Source organism: Neobacillus niacini (genome assembly GCF_023715415.1).
Classification (GTDB): domain Bacteria; phylum Bacillota; class Bacilli; order Bacillales; family Cytobacillaceae; genus Neobacillus; species Neobacillus niacini_C.
In genome coordinates this window covers 1-24112 of record NZ_JAMBOB010000009.1, presented here as the reverse complement: position 1 = coordinate 24112, position 24112 = coordinate 1, and the positions used below count along the sequence as shown (strand labels likewise).

The 24112-nt window shown below is 35.5% G+C and carries 28 protein-coding genes; 11 read left to right on the top strand and 17 right to left on the bottom strand.

The features are described from left to right. Position 1: 1 nt before the first annotated feature. From M3189_RS20230 to M3189_RS20210, 5 genes are all read right to left on the bottom strand, one after another. Positions 2-361 carry a P-II family nitrogen regulator gene (locus M3189_RS20230; protein WP_251637179.1) on the bottom strand — a complete coding sequence of 120 codons (360 nt, stop codon included), beginning with the start codon at positions 359-361 and terminating at the stop codon, positions 2-4. A gap of 209 nt (positions 362-570) precedes the next feature. Beyond that, complete coding sequence (locus tag M3189_RS20225) at positions 571-1227, bottom strand: potassium channel family protein (protein ID WP_251637177.1); 657 nt, start codon at positions 1225-1227, stop codon at positions 571-573. A 17-nt stretch (positions 1228-1244) separates the two neighbouring features. Next, positions 1245-2591: a TrkH family potassium uptake protein gene (locus M3189_RS20220; protein ID WP_251637174.1), complete on the bottom strand. Its 1347-nt coding sequence runs from the start codon at positions 2589-2591 to the stop codon at positions 1245-1247. A 271-nt stretch (positions 2592-2862) separates the two neighbouring features. Further along, on the bottom strand, positions 2863-4440 hold the full coding sequence (locus tag M3189_RS20215; protein ID WP_251637173.1) for a cation:proton antiporter domain-containing protein: 1578 nt from the start codon (positions 4438-4440) through the stop codon (positions 2863-2865). A gap of 639 nt (positions 4441-5079) precedes the next feature. Then, a complete protein-coding gene (locus tag M3189_RS20210) occupies positions 5080-5334 on the bottom strand; it encodes a hypothetical protein (protein WP_251637171.1) in 255 nt (84 codons plus the stop codon). 295 nt (positions 5335-5629) lie between these two features. On the opposite strand from M3189_RS20210, the gene M3189_RS20205 reads away from it, so the two are divergent. The 8 genes from M3189_RS20205 to M3189_RS20170 all read left to right on the top strand — a co-directional run bounded on the left by M3189_RS20205 (position 5630) and on the right by M3189_RS20170 (position 11055). Then, positions 5630-6067: a MarR family winged helix-turn-helix transcriptional regulator gene (locus M3189_RS20205; protein WP_251637169.1), complete on the top strand. Its 438-nt coding sequence runs from the start codon at positions 5630-5632 to the stop codon at positions 6065-6067. A gap of 48 nt (positions 6068-6115) precedes the next feature. Next, positions 6116-6763, top strand: coding sequence for an SDR family NAD(P)-dependent oxidoreductase (locus tag M3189_RS20200; RefSeq protein WP_251637167.1), 648 nt, complete (start codon positions 6116-6118; stop codon positions 6761-6763). Positions 6764-6862: 99 nt separating this feature from the next. Next, positions 6863-7402, top strand: coding sequence for an NAD(P)H-dependent oxidoreductase (locus tag M3189_RS20195; protein WP_251637165.1), 540 nt, complete (start codon positions 6863-6865; stop codon positions 7400-7402). 27 nt (positions 7403-7429) lie between these two features. Beyond that, positions 7430-7954: an NAD(P)H-dependent oxidoreductase gene (locus tag M3189_RS20190; RefSeq protein ID WP_251637163.1), complete on the top strand. Its 525-nt coding sequence runs from the start codon at positions 7430-7432 to the stop codon at positions 7952-7954. Positions 7955-7969: 15 nt separating this feature from the next. Beyond that, complete coding sequence (locus M3189_RS20185; protein WP_251637162.1) at positions 7970-8992, top strand: aldo/keto reductase; 1023 nt, start codon at positions 7970-7972, stop codon at positions 8990-8992. A 30-nt stretch (positions 8993-9022) separates the two neighbouring features. Then, on the top strand, positions 9023-9859 hold the full coding sequence (locus tag M3189_RS20180) for an SDR family oxidoreductase (RefSeq protein ID WP_251637160.1): 837 nt from the start codon (positions 9023-9025) through the stop codon (positions 9857-9859). A gap of 104 nt (positions 9860-9963) precedes the next feature. Further along, positions 9964-10674, top strand: a complete 711-nt coding sequence (locus M3189_RS20175; protein ID WP_251637159.1) for an SDR family NAD(P)-dependent oxidoreductase — start codon at positions 9964-9966, stop codon at positions 10672-10674. An 18-nt stretch (positions 10675-10692) separates the two neighbouring features. Continuing rightward, positions 10693-11055, top strand: a complete 363-nt coding sequence (locus M3189_RS20170) for a MerR family transcriptional regulator (protein WP_251637150.1) — start codon at positions 10693-10695, stop codon at positions 11053-11055. Between the two features lie 110 nt (positions 11056-11165). Here M3189_RS20170 and M3189_RS20165 read toward each other — a convergent pair whose 3' ends face one another. The 5 genes from M3189_RS20165 to M3189_RS20145 form a co-directional block, all read right to left on the bottom strand. After that, entirely contained in the window at positions 11166-12362 is a 1197-nt protein-coding gene (locus M3189_RS20165; RefSeq protein ID WP_251637148.1) for an MFS transporter, read from the bottom strand. A 369-nt stretch (positions 12363-12731) separates the two neighbouring features. Further along, entirely contained in the window at positions 12732-13634 is a 903-nt protein-coding gene (locus tag M3189_RS20160) for a COX15/CtaA family protein (protein WP_353057465.1), read from the bottom strand. Positions 13635-13802: 168 nt separating this feature from the next. Then, positions 13803-14327, bottom strand: coding sequence for a YcxB family protein (locus tag M3189_RS20155; protein ID WP_251637144.1), 525 nt, complete (start codon positions 14325-14327; stop codon positions 13803-13805). A 264-nt stretch (positions 14328-14591) separates the two neighbouring features. Continuing rightward, positions 14592-14984, bottom strand: a complete 393-nt coding sequence (locus M3189_RS20150; protein WP_251637143.1) for a VOC family protein — start codon at positions 14982-14984, stop codon at positions 14592-14594. A 653-nt stretch (positions 14985-15637) separates the two neighbouring features. Next, positions 15638-16168, bottom strand: a complete 531-nt coding sequence (locus M3189_RS20145) for a hypothetical protein (RefSeq protein WP_251637141.1) — start codon at positions 16166-16168, stop codon at positions 15638-15640. A gap of 184 nt (positions 16169-16352) precedes the next feature. Here M3189_RS20145 and M3189_RS20140 point away from each other — a divergent pair, with 184 nt between their 5' ends. Further along, on the top strand, positions 16353-16553 hold the full coding sequence (locus tag M3189_RS20140) for a DUF2199 domain-containing protein (protein WP_251637139.1): 201 nt from the start codon (positions 16353-16355) through the stop codon (positions 16551-16553). 134 nt (positions 16554-16687) lie between these two features. Next, positions 16688-17281 carry a kinase gene (locus M3189_RS20135; protein WP_435368109.1) on the top strand — a complete coding sequence of 198 codons (594 nt, stop codon included), beginning with the start codon at positions 16688-16690 and terminating at the stop codon, positions 17279-17281. Positions 17282-17617: 336 nt separating this feature from the next. On the opposite strand, the gene M3189_RS20130 is transcribed toward M3189_RS20135, so the two are convergent. Continuing rightward, positions 17618-18673, bottom strand: coding sequence for a Gfo/Idh/MocA family protein (locus tag M3189_RS20130; RefSeq protein ID WP_251637135.1), 1056 nt, complete (start codon positions 18671-18673; stop codon positions 17618-17620). Positions 18674-18954: 281 nt separating this feature from the next. Here M3189_RS20130 and M3189_RS20125 point away from each other — a divergent pair, with 281 nt between their 5' ends. After that, complete coding sequence (locus M3189_RS20125) at positions 18955-19719, top strand: IclR family transcriptional regulator (protein ID WP_251637133.1); 765 nt, start codon at positions 18955-18957, stop codon at positions 19717-19719. A gap of 59 nt (positions 19720-19778) precedes the next feature. Here M3189_RS20125 and M3189_RS20120 read toward each other — a convergent pair whose 3' ends face one another. The 6 genes from M3189_RS20120 to M3189_RS20095 all read right to left on the bottom strand — a co-directional run bounded on the left by M3189_RS20120 (position 19779) and on the right by M3189_RS20095 (position 23740). Continuing rightward, positions 19779-20411: an FMN-dependent NADH-azoreductase gene (locus tag M3189_RS20120; RefSeq protein WP_251637131.1), complete on the bottom strand. Its 633-nt coding sequence runs from the start codon at positions 20409-20411 to the stop codon at positions 19779-19781. 256 nt (positions 20412-20667) lie between these two features. Beyond that, complete coding sequence (locus M3189_RS20115) at positions 20668-21276, bottom strand: flavin reductase family protein (protein ID WP_251637129.1); 609 nt, start codon at positions 21274-21276, stop codon at positions 20668-20670. A 23-nt stretch (positions 21277-21299) separates the two neighbouring features. Next, entirely contained in the window at positions 21300-22238 is a 939-nt protein-coding gene (locus M3189_RS20110) for a ring-cleaving dioxygenase (protein WP_251637127.1), read from the bottom strand. A 118-nt stretch (positions 22239-22356) separates the two neighbouring features. Then, the gene (spxA, locus tag M3189_RS20105; RefSeq protein ID WP_251637125.1) at positions 22357-22761 is read right to left on the bottom strand and encodes a transcriptional regulator SpxA; all 405 of its coding nucleotides are present in this window, start codon (positions 22759-22761) and stop codon (positions 22357-22359) included. A gap of 111 nt (positions 22762-22872) precedes the next feature. Then, entirely contained in the window at positions 22873-23070 is a 198-nt protein-coding gene (locus tag M3189_RS20100) for a hypothetical protein (RefSeq protein ID WP_251637123.1), read from the bottom strand. 73 nt (positions 23071-23143) lie between these two features. Next, the gene (locus M3189_RS20095; protein WP_251637121.1) at positions 23144-23740 is read right to left on the bottom strand and encodes an NADPH-dependent FMN reductase; all 597 of its coding nucleotides are present in this window, start codon (positions 23738-23740) and stop codon (positions 23144-23146) included. Between the last annotated feature and the right edge of the window lie 372 nt (positions 23741-24112).

Below are 24112 nucleotides of genomic sequence, written 5' to 3'. Positions count from 1 at the left end.
GTTACACCTCCTTGCCAACTAATTCATCAATATCAAAGTCTGCTTTTCCAGTTCTTATGTTATAAGCTTCTAAAATTGGATAAACGTAAATTTTACCGTCCCCATCTTCTCCTGTTTGGGCAGAATCAACAATGTTCTTTATGGTACGTTCTACCATATAATCTGAAAGAACAATTTCCAATTTTACTTTTGGATGAAGAGTTACTTTATAGTTTTTTCCACGATAGACACCCTGTGTATCTTTCTGTTTGCCTCTCCCTACTACCTGGGATACTGTAAAGCCTGTAACTCCTATATTCTTCAAACCCTTGATAGTTTCAGTAAGCTTTTCTGGTCTTATAATTACTTCAATTTTTTTCATTTTCCCACCACCGCTTCATGTTATATTTCCTAACATCAATATGGACAATAATATAACATGCATCCAAGTTATTCAACAATAAAATGCAAAAATTTCAAATAGTAAAATATTCAATTATGTTCATAGTCTCCTAAAGCTATGTATTACTACTTTTGAAAACTAAAAGAGACATCCAAATAAGGATGTCTTAGTTCTGCCCATTCATTTTTTTATTTAATATTTGCAAATTCATTTATATCTTCTCGATGTCCAATGACTACTACCTTATCCCCATTTTGAATAATTTGATCAGGAGAAGGAGATATGATTAAATTTTCATTATTCAAGATTGCAATGGCATTTACATTATATTTTGCTCGTAAATCAAGCTCCCGCAAACTTTTTTTCTTCATGCTTGGGGGAATTATTATTTCCTCTATGTTGTATTCTTTTGACAGTTCTATATAGTTCAACACATTCGGAGAGAGTAGTTGATGTGCGACACGTTCACCCATATCTCTTTCGGGATGTATAACCCAATCCGCTCCTACCTTTTCTAGTAGTTGTCCATGGCGTTTATTGATAGCTTTTGCAATTACCTGTTTTACCCCTATTTCTTTTAAAAGCATGACTGTTAATATACTTGCTTGCATATCATTACCAATTGCTACAATTACATAATCAAAATTACGAATACCAACTGATTTAAGTGATTCTTCATCAGTGGAATCAAGTACCACTGCGTGAGTGACCGACGATTTAACATCATCTACAAGTTCATTATTTATATCAATCCCCATTACTTCTTGTCCTGCTTCATACAATTTAGAGATTATACTTGTCCCAAATCTTCCTAGCCCAATAACGGCATAACTTTGTTTTGTCATTTTCAGTGTTCACCTCACTAGCCAATTAATATTTTTTCTTCTGCATATCTTACCTTAGCTTCTTTTCGAGTATTCAAAAGGGCAAAAGCCATGGTTAAAGGTCCAAGCCTGCCAATAAACATCATGATGGTAATCAATATTCTTCCCGCTGGCGAAAGATCATAAGTTAAACCTGCCGATAAACCAACCGTGGCAAAGGCAGAAATTGTTTCGAAGAGAATTTTACTCATTTCTGCATCTTCTGTATAAGTTAATAAGAAGAAAATCATAAAGATAAAGATGTTAGCAGCAACAACTATCGAGAGAGCTTTATTAACCAATTGCCATGAAATTCTTCTTTTAAAAATGTTCACATCGTTTCGATTTGTGATGACAGTCCAAAAAGCAAAAATGATAATGGCAAAGGTAGTTACTTTAATTCCACCTCCAGTAGAGCCCGATGAAGCTCCAATAAACATTAATGCCATCATAAAAACCTGAGATGAAATAGTCATTTGTGTAATATCAATTGAATTAAAGCCTGCAGTACGGGGCACTACACCTTGGAAATAGGATGCCCACAGCTTATCTCCCAACCCAAAGTTTCCGATGGTCGCAGGATTATTATATTCTGTGCCCAATATAACCAAAAATCCTACAATGTTTAAAATTAGAGACATCCACAAAGCAACCTTAGAATGAAGGGATAATTTACGAAAAGACTTTTTATGAAAAATATCCAGAATCACAGTAAAACCAATACCACCTGTAATAAAAAGAAGTGTGATCACTATGTTAACAGTCGGATCACCTACCCATCTACTAAGACTGTCAGGTTCAAGCCCAAAACCAGCATTATTAAAGGCTGAAACAGAATGAAAAACGCCGTAATAAATAGCTTTTCCTATAGGCATTTCAAAAGACCATCGGACTGCTAAAGTGATTGCACCAACTATTTCAACAATAAAAGTAATAAGGATGATCCGCTTAACCAGTTGTACTACTCCAGCAAGAGAAAATACATTTAATGAATCTTGTAGTAATAAACGTTCCTTTAATCCAATTTTCTTACCTAAGATAATGAACATAAATATTCCTGTAGTCATAAACCCCCAACCGCCAATCTGAATTAAACAGAGGAGGACAATTTCACCAAATAAAGTAAAGGTTGTTCCCGTATCCACAACAGCCAGCCCTGTAACACACACAGCAGAGGTCGCCTCAAATAAAGCATCAATGAAGCTAAGTCCACGTCCTTCTTCATAGGTAGCTATTGGTAGCATAAAAAGAAATGTCCCCAATAGTATTAGACTGCCGAAACCCATTACAAGTATATGGGCAGGATGCATACTAATCAAATTCCCTTTTCTTTTAAACAATTTCATAATATATACTCTCCCTTAAAAAACTTAGGTAAATAATGTCATATTTAATAATACCAAAAAGAGGCACTGAGTAGATAAACTGTCTAAAAGGCTTTTTTAAAAAATTATACCGTCAAAAGAATCATGTATATTCTCTCTTTATGGTTCACTCAATTTTCTCATTTATGAATTGAATTTGTAGTACGCAGACAAGGCTACGACTCTTCAGTAACGAAATAAAATACTTTCTATTTCCCCAACAAGCTAATGTAATAGGGATCTATTCGACTTATTAGAGTAAATCTTCTAATTTCACTATCTTGTCAGTAATTTCGTTGTGTTCGTTCTCAGCTACTACATTAGAAATTATATCTTCTTTTATCAACTTTTCAATGGCTTCATGTTGTGCGTATAATGCATGTTTTTGTAAGATGGTTTGTTGTTTTTCTTTTAGACTAGGATGCTTCTCAAAAATTTTCTCCATTTTGTTCTGTAATACTGAAAGTTCTTGTTGATATTGTGTAATGATCTCTTTCGATGCTGTCTCTGTAATAAACAATTTTTTTCTAACTGATTGTATTTCTGCTATGGCTGTTTCGAATCTATGTCCCCGTGCTATAATTTCTTCATATTCCTTAAAGCCTTCTTCCTTTTTATTTACCCCTAAAACCGATAATAGTGGTTTTATTGAAAGACCTTGAAACACTAAAGAGAACAATACCACACTAAACGCAATAATTAAGATTTCCTCCCACCCTGCAAAATCACGTGGGAGACTTAAAACAAGAGCAATGGATAATGAACCCTTCAGACCTCCCCAGTTGATAATGTGTTTCCAAGAGGTTGGAAAATTCTTGGTGAATAATAGGCTTATGTATACAGCAAAGCTCCTTGCTATTAGTACGATAAAGATGGCGAGAAAAACTAACCCCCATTTGTCTGTTAAATTAATCCTGGTTATTTCCAACCCCACCATTAGAAATACGATTGAATTGGCTAGCATTGCAGTAACATCCCAAAAATTATTAATATTTAACTTAGTCGTTGGGCTCATTCCAATTCTTGCACCGTAATTTCCAAATATGAGTGCAGCAACCACAACAGCAATTACACCTGATGCGTGTACGGCTTCAGCCAGTAAGAAGGAACCGTAAAATAGAATAATGCTAAAGATGATTTCCAATGGATAATCGTCAAAGTAACTGGTTAATTTTGAGAAACCATATCCTAATGCACCGCCAATAATCAGCCCAAGCGAGATTACCTTAATAAATTCCCATAACCCATAGCCTACACCTACAACTCCAAGATCAAGATAGGTAACTAAATAAAATGCTGAAATTTTAAAAAGTACAACCGCAAGTCCATCATTAAATAAACTTTCTCCTTCAATAACAATTGCCAGCTTTTTGTTTACACCAACACTTTTAAAAATAGATATAACACTTACAGGGTCAGTCGCACTCATTAAAGCTGCAAAAACAAATGCTGTTGGAATCGAAAAACCTAAAAGCCATATCATTGAAAAACCGACAATGAGAAAGGATAAAAGAGTTGCCCCAAAAGCTAGGGCTAGAATGGGCTTTTTATTCTCTTCTAAATGGGAATAGGGCAGCTTTAAAGCCGCTTCACCTAATAATGCAGGCAAGAACAAAGTAATAATGATAAAATTGAAAACTTCACCTTCTGTAATAAACTCCTTTAATGGATCTAGAGCTGGAATGTTTACAAGACCAATAAGGGTCCCAACAATTACTAATGCAATTGGGTAAGGTTGCTTTAATTTTTTGGCGATGGCTGTAATACCAGCTGCAATCATTACCAATATAAGTCCAAGTTCGAAAATATGGTGTAAATCTAGATCATGCACTTTTTATAAAACCTCCTTTTAGGTTCGGTTTCTAGTATTCCTTATGAGAGTATTTAGTATCATTTATTTTTAGATAAAACAAAATAAAAAGCACCATTCCTCAGTTTAGGGTGCCTGTCATTTTACATGAATTTTGTTGTATTTAAAATAAAAAACTGTAACCTGCTACACTAACCTGCCGTTAGCTTAAGTACACTTGTTCACAAACTTCATTTCATCTTAACATAATTCCCCATTACTATTTTGAATTAACATTTTTTGTATGGTGAAGTGTATATCAAAATGCATTAATTTGAAGGGTACAACAGCCATTGTACCCTTACAGATGGAGGTGAATTTTCCTTTACAAATTTTAGCGTAATTTCGCATAAAACGCTGCACATCTATAAAAAAAAGAGACCAAATTTATATACAATTTGGCACCCTTTTTATGTTACATTTTTAATATTTGTGATAGGTAACGGAACCCTTTAAGAATAAGTTAACCTTATACTAATGCTTCTTTTGTATCTATTACCATGGCTGTGAAAAAACTAACCAGTGTTTACTTGCCAAATGGTTGTCCCTCTATATCCGTCCACGTTTTCCTGGTGTTCTTAGCTATCGTTAACCCAAATATTTGGCAAAGTAGGATCTTTTCTAAGGTTCTCGAAAAAGTTTCCTCTGTTTCATATAATCAACAGCCTTTGTTTTATTCTTTTGTTTCAAAATATGTTCTTCTTCGTTTTTTTCTCTATAATAGGCATTGAATTTATCATTAGAAAGGACACCTTCCGATATAGCTTTTTTAACTGCACAATGAGGCTCTTTGGTATGAGTGCAATTAGTAAACTTACACATTCTAGATAAATCTACAATGTCTTCAAATACAAAATCCAATTTATTTTCATTCATTTTCAAACCTCACTCTATCTAATTAAGTAATGTCTTCACTTATTCCACGATCCTGCTCGTTTGTAGAATAAACTCCACTAGTTATAGCCTTATTATATATTCGATTTTGGAATCGATTAATCCTTTTCATACAAATTAAGTTAGATATAGGTTTTAATCTATATCTTGGAAAGTAGATTTGTTCCTCCTTAAAAGGGCAACTATCCAATTAATATGTTTTTAAAATATGACTTAGTTGACCTTAACGTAATTTCGTGTTAATTTGTATATGCAAATGAAGAAAAGGATTGATTATATGAATAATGAAGAAGAACAAGTATTAATACATTGTCTTTACTTTACAGCCAGCCGGTTTGCTCGTAACATTACAAAATTAACTGAAAAGACATTTGATTTTGGTGACCTTGCTCCTTCCTATCTTTACATGATAATGATTGTGAAGTTCCATCCGAAAATCACACAAAAGGAACTATGTCATAAGTTATCTATTGCACCTTCCACTAGTACAAGGTTTATTGATAAACTTGAAAAATTAAACCTTGTCACCAGAAAAATGGATGGAAAACAAACACTGATCTCTTTAACTGAAGAAGGAGAAAAGGTGTACCTGCAGTTTCGGGTTTCTTTAAAAGAATTGTTTAACAGCTATTCCGAAATCTTAGGACACGAGTTCAGTAAAGATTTAAGTAAAACTCTTCATGAAGCGAGCAATAAGTTAGAAAGAGAATTGTAATTTTTTTATCCATTCATTTGTATATACAAATATCCAGGAGGCTTAATTATGGCAGAAAAAATATTGCTAATTGTCGGTACTGGGCCTGGGATTAGCTTAAATACAGCTAGGAAATTCGGAATAGAAGGATTTACTGTCGCCTTGATTTCCCGCAATATGGAGTCATTACAGAAATATGAGAATGAACTTAAAAATGATGGGATTGAAGCTAAAGGATTTCCAGGGGATGTCTCTTCAGTGGAAACTTTAAAAACAGCCATTGAGACGGTAATTAAAACCTATGGGAAAATTGATGTACTTTTATATAATGCTGCTTCAGGAAGAACAGGCAAACCAACAACATTAAGTGATGATCAATTAGTAGAAGATTTTAAAATTAGTGTAGCTGGTGCTCTTATTAGTGTAAAAGAAGTGATTCCCTATATGAAAAATGGAACCATTTTGTTAACCGGTGGCGGATTAGCTCTTCATCCATATGCTGACTATGCTTCATTAGCGATTGGGAAAGCAGGTATTCGCAATTTAGCATACAGCTTGCACCAAGAATTGAGCCCTAAAGGAATTTATGTTGGAACATTAACGATTAAAGGGTTTGTACTAGAAGGAACCTATTTCTCACCTGAAAATATTGCGAATACATTTTATAGTATGTATGAAAATCAAACTGAAACAGAAATTATATTTGAAGAAAAGTAAAATTTTTTACTATTACATTTGTATGTACAAATGTAAAAATTCTCCCAATGAAACAATAAGTAAAACCAAATATATAACTAGACAAAAGGAGCCTTATTAATGAAAACTCTTGTAATTATCACCCATCCTAATTTGGAACAATCTCGAATTAACCGCACTTGGATGCAGGAATTGAAAAAACACGAAGAAATTACGATTCATACTCTTTACCAAACGTATCCAGACGGGAAAATAAACATACCACACGAACAAAGTTTATTAGAATCACATGACCGTATTATTCTTCAATTTCCATTCTACTGGTACAGCACGCCTTCTTTATTAAAACAATGGCAGGATGAAGTGCTCTCCTACGGCTGGGCTTATGGCGAAGGCGGCGACAAGCTTCACGGTAAAGAACTAGGTGTTGCGATTTCAACCTTTGGACCAGAAGATTCCTATCAGCCTAATGGCTATAATCATTTTACCATGGAGACTTTAACAACTCCTTTACAACAAACAAGCAACCTCATTGGTACCCGTTTTATGCAGTTATTTGTGCTGAATGGAGTTATGCATGTCACAGATGAACAACTTGAAGAAAATGCAAAAGCATATGTAAATCACGTTCTTCAACCTTCCTTAATCGAAGCCAATTAAAATATAAACAATTGAAAGGTGATCAATATGAAAACATTAGTTATTGTAGCCCATCCAAACTTGGAACAATCGAAGGTAAATAGAACGTGGATGAACCGTCTTCAACAAGAAGATAATGTTACGGTCCATAATCTATATGCACATTACCCAACGTATGAGATTGATGTGAAAAAAGAACAGCAGCTTCTATTGGAGCATGATCGTATCGTTTTTCAATTCCCATTCTACTGGTACAGTTCACCCGCTTTATTAAAACAATGGCAAGATTTAGTCCTTACTTACGGTTGGGCTTATGGGTCAGAAGGAACGAAATTGCGCGGCAAAGAGTTTATGTTAGTAATTTCAACAGGCGGACCTAAAGAAGCTTATCAAGCTGGCGGATTCAATCACTTCAGCATAAGCGAGTTAACCAAACCATTTCAGGCAACAGCCAACTTGACCGGAATGCGGTTCTTGCCCACTTTTACGCAACAGGGAGTGCGATTCTTAACGAACGAACAAGTCCTCGAAAATGCTGAAGAGCTGGTATGTCATCTGAAAAATAACTATTAGAAAAGAGGTCTTGTAATGAATTATAAATTGTTAGGAAGAAGCGGCTTACGAGTATCAGAATTAGCTTTAGGTACAATGACGTTTGGGGAAGATTGGGGATTTGGCGCTTCTAAGGAAGAAAGCAAAAAAATCTTCAATGCTTTCGTTGAAGTCGGTGGGAATTTTATTGATACGGCTGTCAATTATACGAATGGTACAAGTGAAAAATATGTTGGGGAGTTTATTCGTGAAAAGCGTGAACAGTTTGTCGTGGCGACTAAATATACACTTAACACTCGTCCACACGATCCAAACGGCGGCGGCAACCATCGAAAAAACCTCGTTCAATCCGTTGAAAAGAGCCTAAAACAGCTTCAGACAGATTATATTGATTTACTTTGGCTTCATGCTTGGGATTTCATGACACCGGTCGAAGAAGTGATGCGTGGACTTGACGATTTAGTTCGTTCCGGAAAAATCCTTTATGTTGGAGTCTCGGATACCCCAGCTTGGATTGTTTCACAAGCCAACATGCTTGCCACACTCCGTGGTTGGACACCGTTTATCGGTTTGCAAGTGGAGTACAATTTGTTGCAGCGGACTCCAGAAAGAGATTTATTACCAATGGCACGCGCTTTAGATATTGGGGTTACGGCATGGGCACCAATGGCTGGCGGTGCACTAACGGGAAAATACAGTAATCCTGCAGCTGAAAAAGGGAGATTATCTCCTCAAAGTGCACGTTTAAATGAACGCAACCGTGCTATTGCTGCCGTTGTGGAAGAAATCGCAAAAGAACTAGCCGTTTCCCCTGCCCAAGTTGCAATAAACTGGGCCCGTCAACAAGCTGGTATCGTCATTCCGCTAATTGGTGCAAAACGAGAAGAACAAATGAAAGACAATCTTGGAAGTTTGGCTTTCCGTCTTTCAGAAACACATCTTACCCAATTAAATGAAGCTAGCAAAATTGACCTGGGATTCCCCCATGATTTTCTTGCATCTGAATCTGTTTTAAATGCTATCCATGGAAAAACATACGGAATGATTGAAAAAAAATAATAGATATTGCTTAGAGAAGGGGAGAAATCGATGAAGGGGAAAATTTGCTTAATTACTGGCGGCAACTCAGGGATTGGTAAAGCAACAGCCATAGAATTAGCTAAAAAAGGAGCAACAATTGTTCTATTATGCAGAAATGAGGAACGAGGCAAAAAGGCGATTCAAAATATTATTGAAGAAACAGGTAATACCGAAGTAGATCTCCTTCTTTCTGATTTATCATCTCAGCGTTCAGTCAAACAAGCAGCGGATCATTTTAAGAAAAAGTATAACAAGTTAGATGTTTTAATCAATAATGCAGCAGTCTTTTTAGCAAAACGTTCTGAAACGGAAGATGGAATTGAAACCACGTTTGCCACAAACTATTTATCTCATTTTATCCTTTCCCACCTCTTACTGGAGTCGCTTGAAGCAAGTGGTGAAGGAAGAATTATTAATGTATCCTCCAAGCACGACGGAATAAAAATGAACTTTGATGACCTTATGACCAAACAAAATTATGCTTTTTTCAGAGCAGTAGGTCCTACTAAATTAGGTTTAATTTTATTTACTAAGGAATTTTCAAAGAAGCTTGATGGAAAGTTTGTTACCGTTAACAGCCTGCATCCAGGGATTATCCGCTCTAATCTTATGCATGACATGCCTTGGATCCTGCGGACAATATTCAAAACGTTCTCAGCTAATCCGAAAAAAGGTACGGTTACACCAGTCTATCTTGCTTCCTCCCCTGACGTTCTTGGCGTTAGCGGTAAATTCTTTGTTAATTGTAAAGAAACAGAAACTACTGAAGCTGCAAATGACCACGATTCTGCCCGGAAATTATGGGATATCAGCATGAGCTTAATCAAGCCTGGAATCCTCTTTTAGGAGATTTTATCGTTCCCTAAAAAAACACCTTGACCTCAACTTAGGTTTAGGTTGTATCTTTTTAATTGTATCGAATCAAAATAAAATATTGGAGGAGTTAAAATATGACAAAATTTGCTTTTGTAACAGGTGCTAATAAAGGGATTGGGTATGAGATTGTCCGTCAATTAGCAGAGAAAAATTATCACGTATTTTTAGGAGCCCGCAATGAAGAACTCGGACAAAAAGCTGTACAATCTTTAGGCTTTTCGAATGTTTCATTTGTTCAAGTTGATATTTCAGATACACAATCCATTCAACATTCGAAAAATAAAATCCTTGAAGTAACGGATCACTTAGATTTGTTAATAAATAACGCCGGGATTGCACTCGATTTCGGAATTTTGCCTAGTGAATTAAGTATAGAAACCCTTCGTCAAGAATTTGATGTTAATTTCTTTGGAACATTTCAGATGATCCAAACATTTTTACCGCTAGTCAAAAAATCTCAGGATGGGAAAATTATAAACGTCACTACAGATATGGCTTCGCAAACGATGTTTGACAATGGTGAAGCTGGTCATCTAAACGTATTAGGCTATAATTCATCAAAAACTGCTGCAAATGCTTTAACATTATCATTTGGTAAAGAATTTGGTACTAATGGTCCTGAAATTTTCGGGGTTACACCTGGTTTTACCACTACTGACCTTAATGGCAATGCGCAAGGAGGCAAAACAACTGCGGAAGGTGCAGAAATCATTGTTAATTATGCTTTAAGCGAAACAAATTATAATGGAAAAATTCTTAATATAAACGGGATTATTCCTTGGTAAGAGAATGAGCGGAATATTATGAACTATACGATTGGACAAGTTGCAAAAATAAATCATTTATCCATTTCTCAGTTACGCTACTATGATAATCAAGGACTGTTTCCTTTTCTTAAAAGAACTGAAAAAGGAGATAGAGTTTTTGACGAGGATGCACTTAAATTTCTGGAAATTATTTTATGTTTAAAAAATACCGGTATGCCAATCAAGGACATTAAACAGTTTGTAGATTGGTCAATGACTGGGGAAGATACCCTCCCTCAACGACTAGAAATGATGAAACAACAAGAAATCAAAGTTCTACACCAAATTCGTGATACCGAAGAAAATTTAACAAAAATTCAACAGAAAATTGCAAGACTTGAACGTGAAATGAAAAAATGATTGCAAAAAGACCAACATACACACGTTTGGTCTTTTTGCAATATTTTGTAAATATCTCTTATAGAAGGTAAAAAAAATGGGTTAATTTTATTTTCAAAAAACGTCTAATACTAGCTCGCCTGTAGGATATTGTTTTCTGTACGTTTCTTTTTTCCATGTAGTACATAGTATAAAAAGATGCTCGCAAATACGACCACTGCCAAGGTAAAATACAACCCCCGAAAACCAACTATAGGAATGATAAATCCTAATAGAAAAGGACCAACTCCTACTCCAGAATCCATAAACACGAAAAAAGTTGAGGTTGCAAGCCCCACTCGGTGTCGTGGTGATTCCTTTATGGCAATAGCTTGACAGCAAGAATTCATTGTTCCATATCCAAGGCCTATAAGCGCTCCTGCTAAAAGGAGTATGAATCCTTGGTTGGCTTGGCTAAGAATGACCAATCCGATTACAAATAATAGTAACGATGGATATATCACAATGTTATCCCCTCTTTTATCTAATAGCCGTCCAGTAAATGGTCTTGAAATCAGGATGAAGACAGCATATATAATAAAGAAGAAACTTGCCGCCTCCATTAAATTAATTTCTTTTGCATAGGAAGTCATAAATGACAGGATACCTGAGTAAGCAAAACCCATAATTGCTATAATGATAGAAATAGGAACAGCCTTTATTTCGAAAAAATCTTTCAACTTAAAGCCTTTCATCGCATCAAGCTGTTCTTTTGTGAGGTGTCCTTCAGGGATATGCACAAATAATACGATAATCGTGCTTATGAGAGAGAAAAGTGTACAAGCTGCAAATATTATCGTAAAACTTCCTTGTTGGCTGATATAAAGACCTAGGAAGGGGCCCACTGCCATTGCAAGAGTGATACTTAATGAAAAATAGCTTATTCCTTCTCCTCGACGTTCATACGGAATAATATCCGTAATAACTGTTGCTATAACGGTGGTAAACAACCCAAACGCTGCTCCATGAATAAAACGAATAAATAATAATATGTTCATGTTTCCTACAATAAAATATAACAACATCATAATCAAAAATAAAAATAGTCCACCATAAAGCATCTTTTTACGTCCAATAATCTCAATATATTTTCCAGCAAAAATACGTGAAACTAGTGCACCTACTACAAAGATACTAGATGCAAGACCCGCCATGCTTTGTGAAGCGTTAAATTCTTCAATCGCATAAACGGTTAAAGTCGTTATTAATAAATAAAAGGTCAAACCCCCAAAAAATGTAGAAACGGACATGATAATAAAATCTTTTGTCCATAATTTCGTTGTATTCACCCCTATGCCCCCCTATTTTAAAAACAATAAAGTATATTGTCCAAAGTTTTCCATACTGTTATTTTGTACTTGCAATAGCCACGTTTCCGATTCTAACAAAACCACATATCTATCCACTTCTAATTTTTAGATGTATAAAAAACCTTGCTTAGAAATTTTCATATACAACAATTCAATGAACTTTTGACCACGATGCGGTACATGTGTATCGTAATATGGTTAACTTGAGTTTAAATAATTTATAACACCTTTGTCAATTTTATTGTTTTCTTCATATATTTTTTCAAAAAAAAGAAGCCAAGAATAAGTTAACCTTATCCTAAAAGCTTCTTTTGTACCTATTACTATTTTTTCAGAAAAACTTTTAGACTATAACTTGTTAATAGGTTGTCCTTTATCGCCTCTCCAGGTATTTCTAGTAATCCTAGTAATCGTTAATCCCATTATTAGTCTTGTATCTGCAATTATCATAAACAAAGCTGTACCAATTGCCAGGTGGACAACAGCCCATGGGATGCTAATATTGGTTATGATTGTGAAGATGCCACTTAATATCTGGATTACTACCACAGCAGCAGCAAGGAGTAACCGCTTCTTCAATCCCTGTCCCCAATTATTCAGATAAGACTTAAATAGTAGAAATATAGTATATGCTGCAGAAATGACCGCCAATCCACGGTGCCCAGTTTGAAGGATTTCAGGTGCTGTTACAGGCAGCGGTGTTTCTCTACAATCCAGCCAATCACAGGCCAGACCAAAATATTCGTGCTTGATAAATGCACCAAATCCCATGGTTAATAAAAGCAGGCTCAACAATACATTTAACTGAAATATTATTTTCACTCTCTTGGTGTCGCGTACTATCGTTTCCATTCGAGTAAGAGATTCAGTTCGATATATCCATAATAGGACCAGCATGAACAACATGGCTACAAGTAGATGAACAGTAATAACAATTGTCGGCAAGTCCAACACCACAACTACTGCCCCCGCTAATATCTGTAAAGTTAGTAAACTTATTAGCCAATTTCCCGCAGATTGGAGTATGTTATTACTCTTATTTCGTTTAATCAGTAAAAATAGTGTCACTACTAAAATCGCAAGAAGAAGTCCTATGAACCTGTGTGCAAATTCTATCAGTGTCTCATTTTCCAAAACAGGAATAACCGCTCCATTACATAAAGGCCACTCTGGTCCACATCCCATCCCCGATTCCGAAGAAGCAACATATCCTCCGAATACAATTAGTATATACGTGAGCACAACTGAAATTATAGCTACTAGTTTAATAATAATTTCCTCCTATCAGTAAACTTTTAACCAAAGTTTACCAACATTTGAAAACTAGCAAAGTGAATCTAATCACTATTATCTATTTTTTCTAAAAATTCAGTAATAAAAGAAACAGCAATCGAATAAGATTGCTGTCCGTGGAAAATACTAATTGATTTCTAGATGCGTTAATTTTGTTTTCATAAAATTCCTTAGCCCCTCTAAATCATTTACCTCTCTTTTGGGGATGATGTAGGCACTTACTGAACTATTATAGAGGTAAAGATTTGAATCATCCTCTGTCAACTTAATGATACCAGACCAATTCACCTTGGTTTCACCTTTTGGATTACTGTCCACAATCCCATCTTCACTCAATGTCATTGTATGTTCCCCTAGCAGTCCCTCATTTTTCCCTTCCCTTATCATTTTCTTAGTCTGACTAAGGATACGAGTTTGGAAATACTTTGGGTAAAAAATAACCCATAGTATTCCGACAATTAGGAATGGGATCAAAGCATATAAAAATGGGATGTCGGCAATATTCGCAAATATGTATGCAAAAATGATATAAACAAATGGAGTCGCAAACCTTTGTGTTTTCAACGACTTATTTGCCGAATCGGAATTATTTATATGAAACATATTAAATTTCAGATAATCCTCTTCTGTTAAACGATAGTTAATTTCCATAATTATACTCCTAATAATTCATTTAAAGTTTTTGTTGATGAATTCGTTTATTCTCTTCATTTTCAATTAAATCAAACATCCGGGTTACCTCGTGATTCCTTTTATTCTATTTAGGGATTCGAGAATATTATCAAGAACACCTTCTATAATACTATTTTTTAATAATTGGATATGCAAATGATAACAACTAAATCAAATGGGTTTAAAAAATCACGCCAATCTCTTTTTGATGGCGTGATTTTAAACCGAATTAGGGCTTTTTTATTAGCTTTTCATATGTAGGGATTCGGGATTCATTTCCATGAATTCGAGCCAATTACCATCAGGATCTACTACCCAGAATTGGTAGTTCAAAGCCCTGCCTTGAGTAATTTCGGTGGCTAAAGAAACTCCCTTTTTCTTCAATTGATCCGCCGTTTCATGGATATCATCGACCTCGAAACAGATATGATCCGCTCTGTTCTTTATCCCCTCAGTACCTCCGTAGAACAGTTCAATGAAACACCCATCCGCCACTTTTACATAGACAATCCACGGTTCACCATTTGGATAATTCAGTTCAAACGCTTTCTTAAAACCAAGCTTACTGCAGTAAAAATCCAATGAGCGTTCCATATCTACAACATGAAATGCTTTGTGATTAATCCCTTTAATCAATGGTAATCCCACCTTTTCAAGTAAATGCTCTCCCACTTTACATTTAACCGAATTGCAATACAACTGTATCACAATGATGTTAAATCTAGTATAAAAATATGTAATTACCATGACAATAAATAACTATTGTATACCCATTCACCTGTGAAAATTGGCTTATTGGCTTCATCAGTATTATTTGATTCTAACATATTGATTTAGCTGTAATTCATATCTTAAAAATAGGAAAAGGCAGGTAAAAAGGTAACGGGTTCTGTTTTGGGGTGCAAAACGGCAAATATATAAACATTTAGAGTCTGATTTCAACATTGAATCTGACTCTTTGACTTTTGTTGTTATATCAACGTTTAAGTAATAAATCAGCTCATTTTATACCATATTTTAGGCAACCATATATTAATGGTACAGAAACTTCTGTACCATTAATATTTCCTATGATAAAACGGCTTCTATTTTGGTTGATTTTATATATATTAATTAAGGGGTAATATGGTGAAATTTATTGAACCCAAAAATCGGAATTCAAAAGTAGTAAATTGGAAAATCTCTAAAAAGTTACCCTGTAGCCCACCGTTTGGACAAAAAGTAAGCTGCCAGATATAGCAGCTAATTGTAACTATTTTACACTCCAGTACAATGACATACAGTTTCCCTTACAAACTACTTGAATTAAAACTTGCATTAGAAGTGTTACTAATTGATAAACCCATAAGACCTAGCGGAGAAGGGAATCTTGCTGCTTCAAAGTGAGTTGGCGGTGCAAATGGATTAGGTATAATTGTCCCATCCGTTGAAACTGAAGTAGCGACATTTACTGAATCTCCAGCTTGTAGTGGAAGAATAGCGGAAACACTAGACACTGCACCTATGGGTATTTCTCCAAAAAAATCGTTATCAGACACTACAGGAATTCCGTTTACCCGAATAAGTGTTAGGACTCTATAATTTGTAGGAATAATTACACCATCAACTGTAGGGGGGTTAAAATTAACGCTAGCAATAACTAAATATACTCCATCTTGTTTGGGAGTAAAAGTAGATGTAAGAGGGTCATATTCATCGTTTAAATCAAATATTTCAGTTGGGTACTGTACTGGGATTACAGGTACGTCCGCAGTAACATCTTGCGTTACAGTAATATTAATAGCTCTAAAAGCTGATGGCTTTGCTTTAATAATGCCCATAAATTTATCTTCCTTCCTTTATTACTAATAAATTATCTTATTCTTTGGAAGGACCATTTGTATAGGTTTTAGTGGAAGTACCAATGGACTAGTCGAGCGGTATTTAACAGGGAATGTATCCATTATTGCTATAGGGTTTATCAGTCGAAGACAGTTCTCTGAAAAGCTTGGAAACTTATCCATTTTGAAATTTGAAACAAAAGAGGATCCATATCAAATACAAATCCTTGGGCCTAATCAATATTTTTTATACCAGCGTATTGAAATACCTGTAATAGACGGCGAAGGACCGTTTATATGGGATGTATGGGTATCTTTGAGTGAAACAAATTTCAAAAGAACAACTGAAAATTGGGAAAGAGAAGGAAGGGAAAATGAACAATAACGACTTTTCTTGTTTAACCAACAAATGCTTAAGTTCAGACGATAAAGCTAATCGCAGAACTTTTTTCTTGTTGAAGGTGCAGTTAAATAAGGATGTTAACATTAATCGAAGTTAAATTAGAGAGGTGGATTGGCTTGGAAGATAAAATACTTAATATATTTAAAAAAATTCCAAAAGTTAAAAAAGGTCAAAGACTTGTTCTTGGAATAGACGGATTAAGTCGTTCTGGGAAAACAACATTTGTAAAAAAAGTTAAACGGTTTCTTCAAGAAAAAAACGTTTTAGTTTACATTTTTCATATAGACGACTACATTGTTGAGAGAAAAAGACGTTACAACACTGCTTATGAAGAGTGGTATGAATATTATCATTTACAATGGGATGTAGAGTGGTTAAAAGATAATTTGTTCAAACCAATAAAGACGGATAAAGAACTTAACTTGCTAACTTATGATAATCACTCAGATACACAAAATCTCTTGGTAGTTAAAGTACCAGATACTTGTCTTATTATTATAGAAGGAGTATTCCTACAACGAAGAGAGTGGAGAAGTTTTTACGATTATATGATTTATTTGGATTGTCCGAGAGAAAAAAGATTTAATCGTGAGAGTGATGTTACACAGAATAATATTGAAAAATTTAGAAACAGATATTGGAAAGCAGAAGAGTATTATTTGGAGACTGAATTTCCAAAAAAACAAGCCGATTTAGTATTTCGGAATTAAATGTAAATCAAGTTTGTGAAGTAGAACACTTAAACTAAAAGGGTGGTTTAGTGAAAAAAAGAAAATTCAAAAAGGCTTAGAGAAATTTTCATTTCTAAGCATTTTTGATTGTGCATTTATACTGTGGATTTTACTGTGAAATTTATGTGATTTGCTATTTGATTAGGTCTGCGATTTAACGTTTTGCACCTCACAAGTAAACCCGTTACTAATTTATGGAGAGGTCTTTCTGTATTTTTATTTTAATCACCATTGCTCTGAATCAAATTTGCGATATGTCCATAAGCTCCTGCAAGCGGAGGTTTCCATTACGGCTTCAGCAAGCTCTATTATCTGTTAAAGATCGGCTATTTTTATAGGTTGACCTGTCCGTGCAGATTGATAAATAGCTAATATGATTTTTAGTGGTTTTAAACCTTCTTCCCCATTCACAAGCGGTTCTCTATCTTCTTGAATGGCATTTATCATATCGATAAACTGTAAGCGATGCGATGTACCATCAAGTGCTGCTGGGTTAACAGACGCATGATTGTGATCTCCCCCATGATGAACAGCTAAGTTGATAGCTTCACTCTCATTAGTTGGATTTCGTAGATAATGCTTCATTAATTGATCATTCTCAATCACTGCTGTTCCAGTGGTTCCGATAAGCTCTATGCGTGCAGACAGACCTGGATATGCGGCTGTAGTAGCTACAATGGTTCCTAATCCGCCATTTTTAAATTTCACTGTGGCAACAGCCACATCCTCCACTTCAATTCTTTCATGAGCTAATATTGCCGTATGTGCAAAAACACTTTCGACCTCTCCCATGAAGTACTGAAACAAATCGATGGTATGAATAGCCTGATTAATTAATACACCGCCCCCATCCATTTCTATTGTCCCTCGCCATTTACTATTATCAAAGTAGCTTTGAGGGCGATACCAATTCACTGCAGCTTGCCCTAATACCATTTTCCCAAATCGTCCTGAATCTATCTCTCCTTTAATTTTCACAGCTGGTGGATCAAACCGGTGTTGAGAAATAATACTTAATTTCACATGATTTTCGCGGCATACATCAATCATTTGCTGTGCCTTCTCAAGAGAGATATCCATTGGTTTTTCAACAATTACATGCTTTCCTGCCCTTGCAGCCTCTATCGCCATGTCAGCATGCGTGCCGCTTGGAGTAATAATCGATACAATATCTATCTCTTTTCTCTTTAGCATTTCTTGATAATCTGTATACCAATCTGCACCTGCCTTTTCCGCAAGTGATTTTGCCTTTTCTTCCTTTCGGGAATATACAGCAACTACTTTTGCTCCCTCAATTGCTGAAATTTGCTCAAAATGAGTGGTACTAATAAGGCCTGCTCCGACAATCGCAAACCCGAATTCCTTTTTCATTTCAACCGTCTCCCTCAAACTAGCTTATTATTTTCGGAAACATCTATTAATATCCTTATGTTTTACAAAGGCATAATTGCAAGTAATAACCATAATGCGATACAGTTGTATCGTATCGTGGTTAATTATAGTATAATTTATAATAAAAGAACCTGTCAATTATTCTTTCTTCAAATTTTTGTTATTATAAAGAGATGTAAGGCTTGCCTGTATTTACTCACAATAGAAATTTTATGATTAAAACTTTATATAAATGATTGGTTAAAGGATGGAGGATAATCTTGAACGACATTGATCAAAATCAAAATAAAACATCTGGTATCCAAGTTATTACGCGTGCCGCTAAAATACTACGGACGCTTAGAGAGCATCCAAAAGGATTAAGCCTTTCACAGATTTCAAATGAAGTAGACCTGGCTCGGTCAACGGTCCAACGAATAGTAGCTGCATTAGAGCAAGAAAACCTAGTTACAGCAGCTTCTACTAACAGCGGCTTTCGCCTTGGCCCTGAGATTGCGAGGCTTGCTGGGGCTGTACATACTGATTTAAGGGAAGAATTGCGACCATTTTTAATCCAGCTTTCTACTATGATTAATGAAACAGTCGACCTTTCAATATTAGATAACGGTAAGGTTCTGTTTGTTGATCAAATCATTGCGGCACATCCCCTGCAAGCAACATCACAGCCTGGTGCCTCTTTTCCATTGCATTGCACAGCAAACGGAAAAGCAATACTTGCTTCACTGCCCATAACGGAGGTTGAAAACCTTCTACCGGAACAGCTTAAACGGTATACGGATAAAACCATTACAAATCGGGATGAACTAATGAAGGAGTTAGACGTGGTCCGTAAAGAGGGGGTTTCTTTTTCAAGAGAAGAGCATATTGAAGGAGTATGTGCAGTTGGGGCTGTTGTAGTAGATCGAATGGAAAATCGGAGTGCCATCTCCATTCCGCTCCCATCTACACGATTTTATGGGAATGAGGAAAAGCTGGTTTCTGCCCTTATCAAAACATGTCAAAATATTAATCGACACTTTGCGTAGAAGATAAAAAGAAAGGCGCTGGAATATATCCAAGCGCCTTTCTCTTTGTTTCTTCACTATTAGACAGCTACTGGTGATAATTTCTTTGCTGCTTGTTTTACTTTTTCTAAACCTTCAGCAATAATCGTTTCAGCTTGAGTTGGCATTGCAGCATGACCTTCAATAATAACTTCGTCAATGATTTCCATACCGAATACACCGCCAACCACATTTTTAATATAAGTTGCGGACATTTCCATTGGTGCTGCTTCCGGTGTTGAGTAAACGCCGCCGCGTGCACTTAGGATAATCGCTTTTTTGTGTGTCATTAATTGTACTGCTTGACCATTTTCATCGTATTTAAATGTAAAACCAGCTTGGTATACATAATCAATGAATGTTTGTAATGGTGCTGGGATTGTTAAGTTCCATAATGGGAATGCGAATACAACCAAATCAGCTGCTGTAAGAGCATCCATTGCTTTTTGCTTTGCAGCAAGAAGTCGTTTTTCTAAATCCGTCATTTCTTCACCTGATTCTACTTTACCGAAAGCGTTAAATAAATCTTGGCCGAAATAAGGCATATCTTCAGCGAAAACATCGAAAGTTGTGACATTCGCACCTTCTAAGTTCTCCATAAAAGTTTCATACATTTTACTTGATACAGCCTCTGAAGCTGGACGATTGTTTGCTTTAACAACTAATACATTCATTATATTTAAATCTCCTTTTTATATTTAATATCATTATTTTTAAATCATATATCTCGAATTAATAATATATTAATCTAGTATTCCTGTCCATAGTAGTTATTTCCTGTTTTATATAAAATAGCTAATAAAAAAGTCTGTGGAATGATAATCCCCTCAGACTAATTATATTTATATTGTGTAATATAGTTAATTTATGAATTTTCAAGTGCCTTGTGACCAATACCAAATAAGAATTTCATCAAAGTGGTCACATAGTTTATTTAGGTCTTTCTATTTCAAAAATCTCACCGATTTTTGCGTAATTATTCCCAGCCAATCGGCTCACTGCTGCTAATCCCCTAGAATCAATTCTTCCTTTTTCATAAATGTTGCTTTCAATATGAAAATGAACAATTCTCCCAATGAAATGATCACATCCTGGTGAATCTGAACCGCCCAATTCAATGGAATGCTCTAAAAGGCATTCCAATCGAATTTTAGCTTCTTTTACACCTGGTACAGAAATCTTTACACTATCAACTGGTGTTAAATTTGCTAACTCAACTTCACTTTGATCTGGAGGAAGACTAGCAGCCGTCTTATTTATTTTTTCAACGTTGTTTTCGTCAACAATGTGGACCACAAATTGCTTTGACTCAATGATATTTCTAACAGTATCCTTTTGTCTCCCAGCTGAACGTTGTATCGATAACGAAATCATCGGGGGGTTCGACGAAACAATAGTAAAGTAACTAAAAGGTGCACCATTTAAAATTCCATCCTTCGAAAGCGTGGTAACAAAAGCTATCGGTCTAGGAATAATACTGCCGATTAGAAATTTATAATTTTCTCTTTCAGACAATGAAGCTGGATCGATTGAAAGCAATGACTTCACTCCTTTTCGTATAATTAGTCTAATTCTCTAACTTTGTAAGGCAGTAACCCTCGTTCAATTTGTTCTCTATGTGGTTCATATTGTGCAGGCAGCATTAATTTTTCACCCATTGTCGCTACGGATTCATCATGGGCAAAGCCTGGAGGATCCGTAGCAATTTCAAATAAGATTTCCCCATGTTCTCTAAAATAAATTGCATTAAAGTAATTTCGATCCTGTACTGGAGTGACACCATAACCATTGGCTGCCACATACTTTTGCCATTCCAATTGATCTTGGTCATCACTAGCACGCCAAGCGATGTGATGTACGGTTCCCACACCCATTCTTCCGCGCACAATCGACGATAATTTTAGGTCAATGACATTTCCGATATCGCTTGAGGAACGGTAACGGGTGAAATCTCCTTCTTTTCCTACGAATTCAAGTCCCATAACTTTTTCTAACAAATCGGCTGTTTTATTAGGCTGTGTTGATAATAGTGTGGCTCCGCCAAATCCTTTGATGGCTACATTGGGTGTTACCCCGCTAAAGTTCCAATTATTCACTTCGCCTTCTTCCCTTTCAACAATTTCAAGGTGAAGACCGTGTGGATCATCGAATTCCAAATATTGCTCGCCGAATCGTTCCATTTTAGTGAAAGGTACTTTGAACGTTTCTAATCTATTTTCCCAAAATCCCATGGCACCCTTAGGAACAACATATGAGGTAACTCCTACTTGGCCGCCACCGATTGTACCCTGACGAGCTCCAGCCCAAGGGAAAAATGTAATGATGGTTCCAGGTTTCCCACCTTCATCGCCGAAATAAAGGTGATACGTGCCAGGGTCATCAAAGTTTACCGTTTGTTTTACTAAGCGCAATCCTAAAATGCCTGCATAAAAATCAACATTCTCCTGTGGATGACCTACAATAGCAGTAATATGATGAATACCCATTGTTTTCTTACTCATTTTATTACACACTCCTTTTTAAATTATGATGTCTATTAATTGTTTATATTATTTTATCTCGATTTCGAGATATTTATTTAAAAAAATATTTCACCAGCATCTCTTCCTACCATAGAATTTAATGTACTTCTTCCATTAAGTTATAAACTTCATCTAGTTGGAATACACGCATATTACGCGGCAAGAAGCTTCGTATCTCTTCTTCATGAAACCCAACTTGTAATCTTTTTTCATCAAGAATCAAGGGTCTTCTTAATAGCCCAGGATTTTCTTCGATAATTGTATATAATTCTCTAAGAGAAAGAGAATCGATATTTATATTTAACTTCTGAAATGCTTTGGACTTAGTTGAGATAATTTCATCTGTTCCCTCTTCTGTAAAATGAAGGATATTCTTAATCTCATCTAATGTAAGCTTTTCAGAAAGGATATTTCTTTCTTTGTAAGGAATATGATGTTCATCAAACCAAGCTTTTGCCTTTCGGCATGAAGCACAACTAGGTGATATATATAAAGTTAGCATTATTACCACTCCTTAATGTTTTTAGTCAGTTTGATTGATATCAAATTGGCTTCCCTTTTTCTCAAATCATCATATTTCGAATTACAATATCTCGAATTAAAGATAATTTTATTATATATCATCTTCTCCATAAGTCAACCGCAAATGATAAAATAATAAACCCCCGTATGCTTTTCCAACTTGCACGTAAAGTGCAATATATTCAGGTTCAAAATCTGTTCCATGATTCGCTTTTGTACCATGAAAATGACCAATATTTCTATGTACAAAAAAATCGGCTATCAATGTGTAGATGCATTTGATAGCCATTTAATAATCCATTTTAAATTTTTTTGATAGTAATGGAACCTATCCCTCTTAAATTCGACTTATTTACAATGGATTAACGCAAAGTTTTTAATGCACCACCCCAAGCAACTACTTCTTCTAGCATAGCATTAACGTTATTAAGGTGAAGTTCAGCTGGTTTAAATTCACTCATATTTTCAAAATCAGTAAATAAGGATAAGGTTGGATGTGTCCGTACATCTGCAATTTTTAATTCTGCGCAGATTCCACGTAAATGTTCTGCGGCACGAGCGCCTCCAGTTGAACCATAACTTACGATTCCTGCGGACTTGTTGTACCAATTCTCTCTAGCAAAATCGAGGGCATTTTTCAAAGCACCTGTTATGCTATGGTTGTATTCCTGAACAATAAAAACAAAACCATCTAGGCTGGCGAGCTTTTCATTCCAAGGACCACCTTCTGAACCATCAGTTGTTCCTAAAAATGGCAGATTGTAATCTGCGATATCAACGATTTCATAATCAGCATCTCCACGCTTATCAGCAATCCCTTTTACCCATTCTCCAACTTGCGGACTAACACGTCCTTGACGAGTGCTTCCTAAAATAATCCCAATTTTTAATTTTTCGTTTGTCATGATATCAATCTCCTTTTCGGCTGAACTTCCAAATAGTCTTGATAAAAATCCCATCAAAACCCCTCCTATCTTTCCCTTTTTAGAATTCTACATTCCTTTTCTAAGCAACCTTGGTTAACCCAATCAAGTGTACTCATGACAATAATCCACTCTTTTTACTCAAGATGAATTCCTCCTATTTATATTGTTTTTTATATGAATTAAATCTATTCAAAAAAGGCGCTGTTCTCATTGTTTCTTAGTTTTCTGAAAACCAATTTCCCATCTATAAACTTCTGTTATCCTGACAAACTCCGAGTGGTGACAGCGTACTATGTCAAGTAAGAAATTTCGATTTTTGCGTATAGGAAATACACCTCACGCATTAAATTTCAAAAAAATACCATAAGCAACTGACAGACAACCATATAAATGAATCTCTCTTCT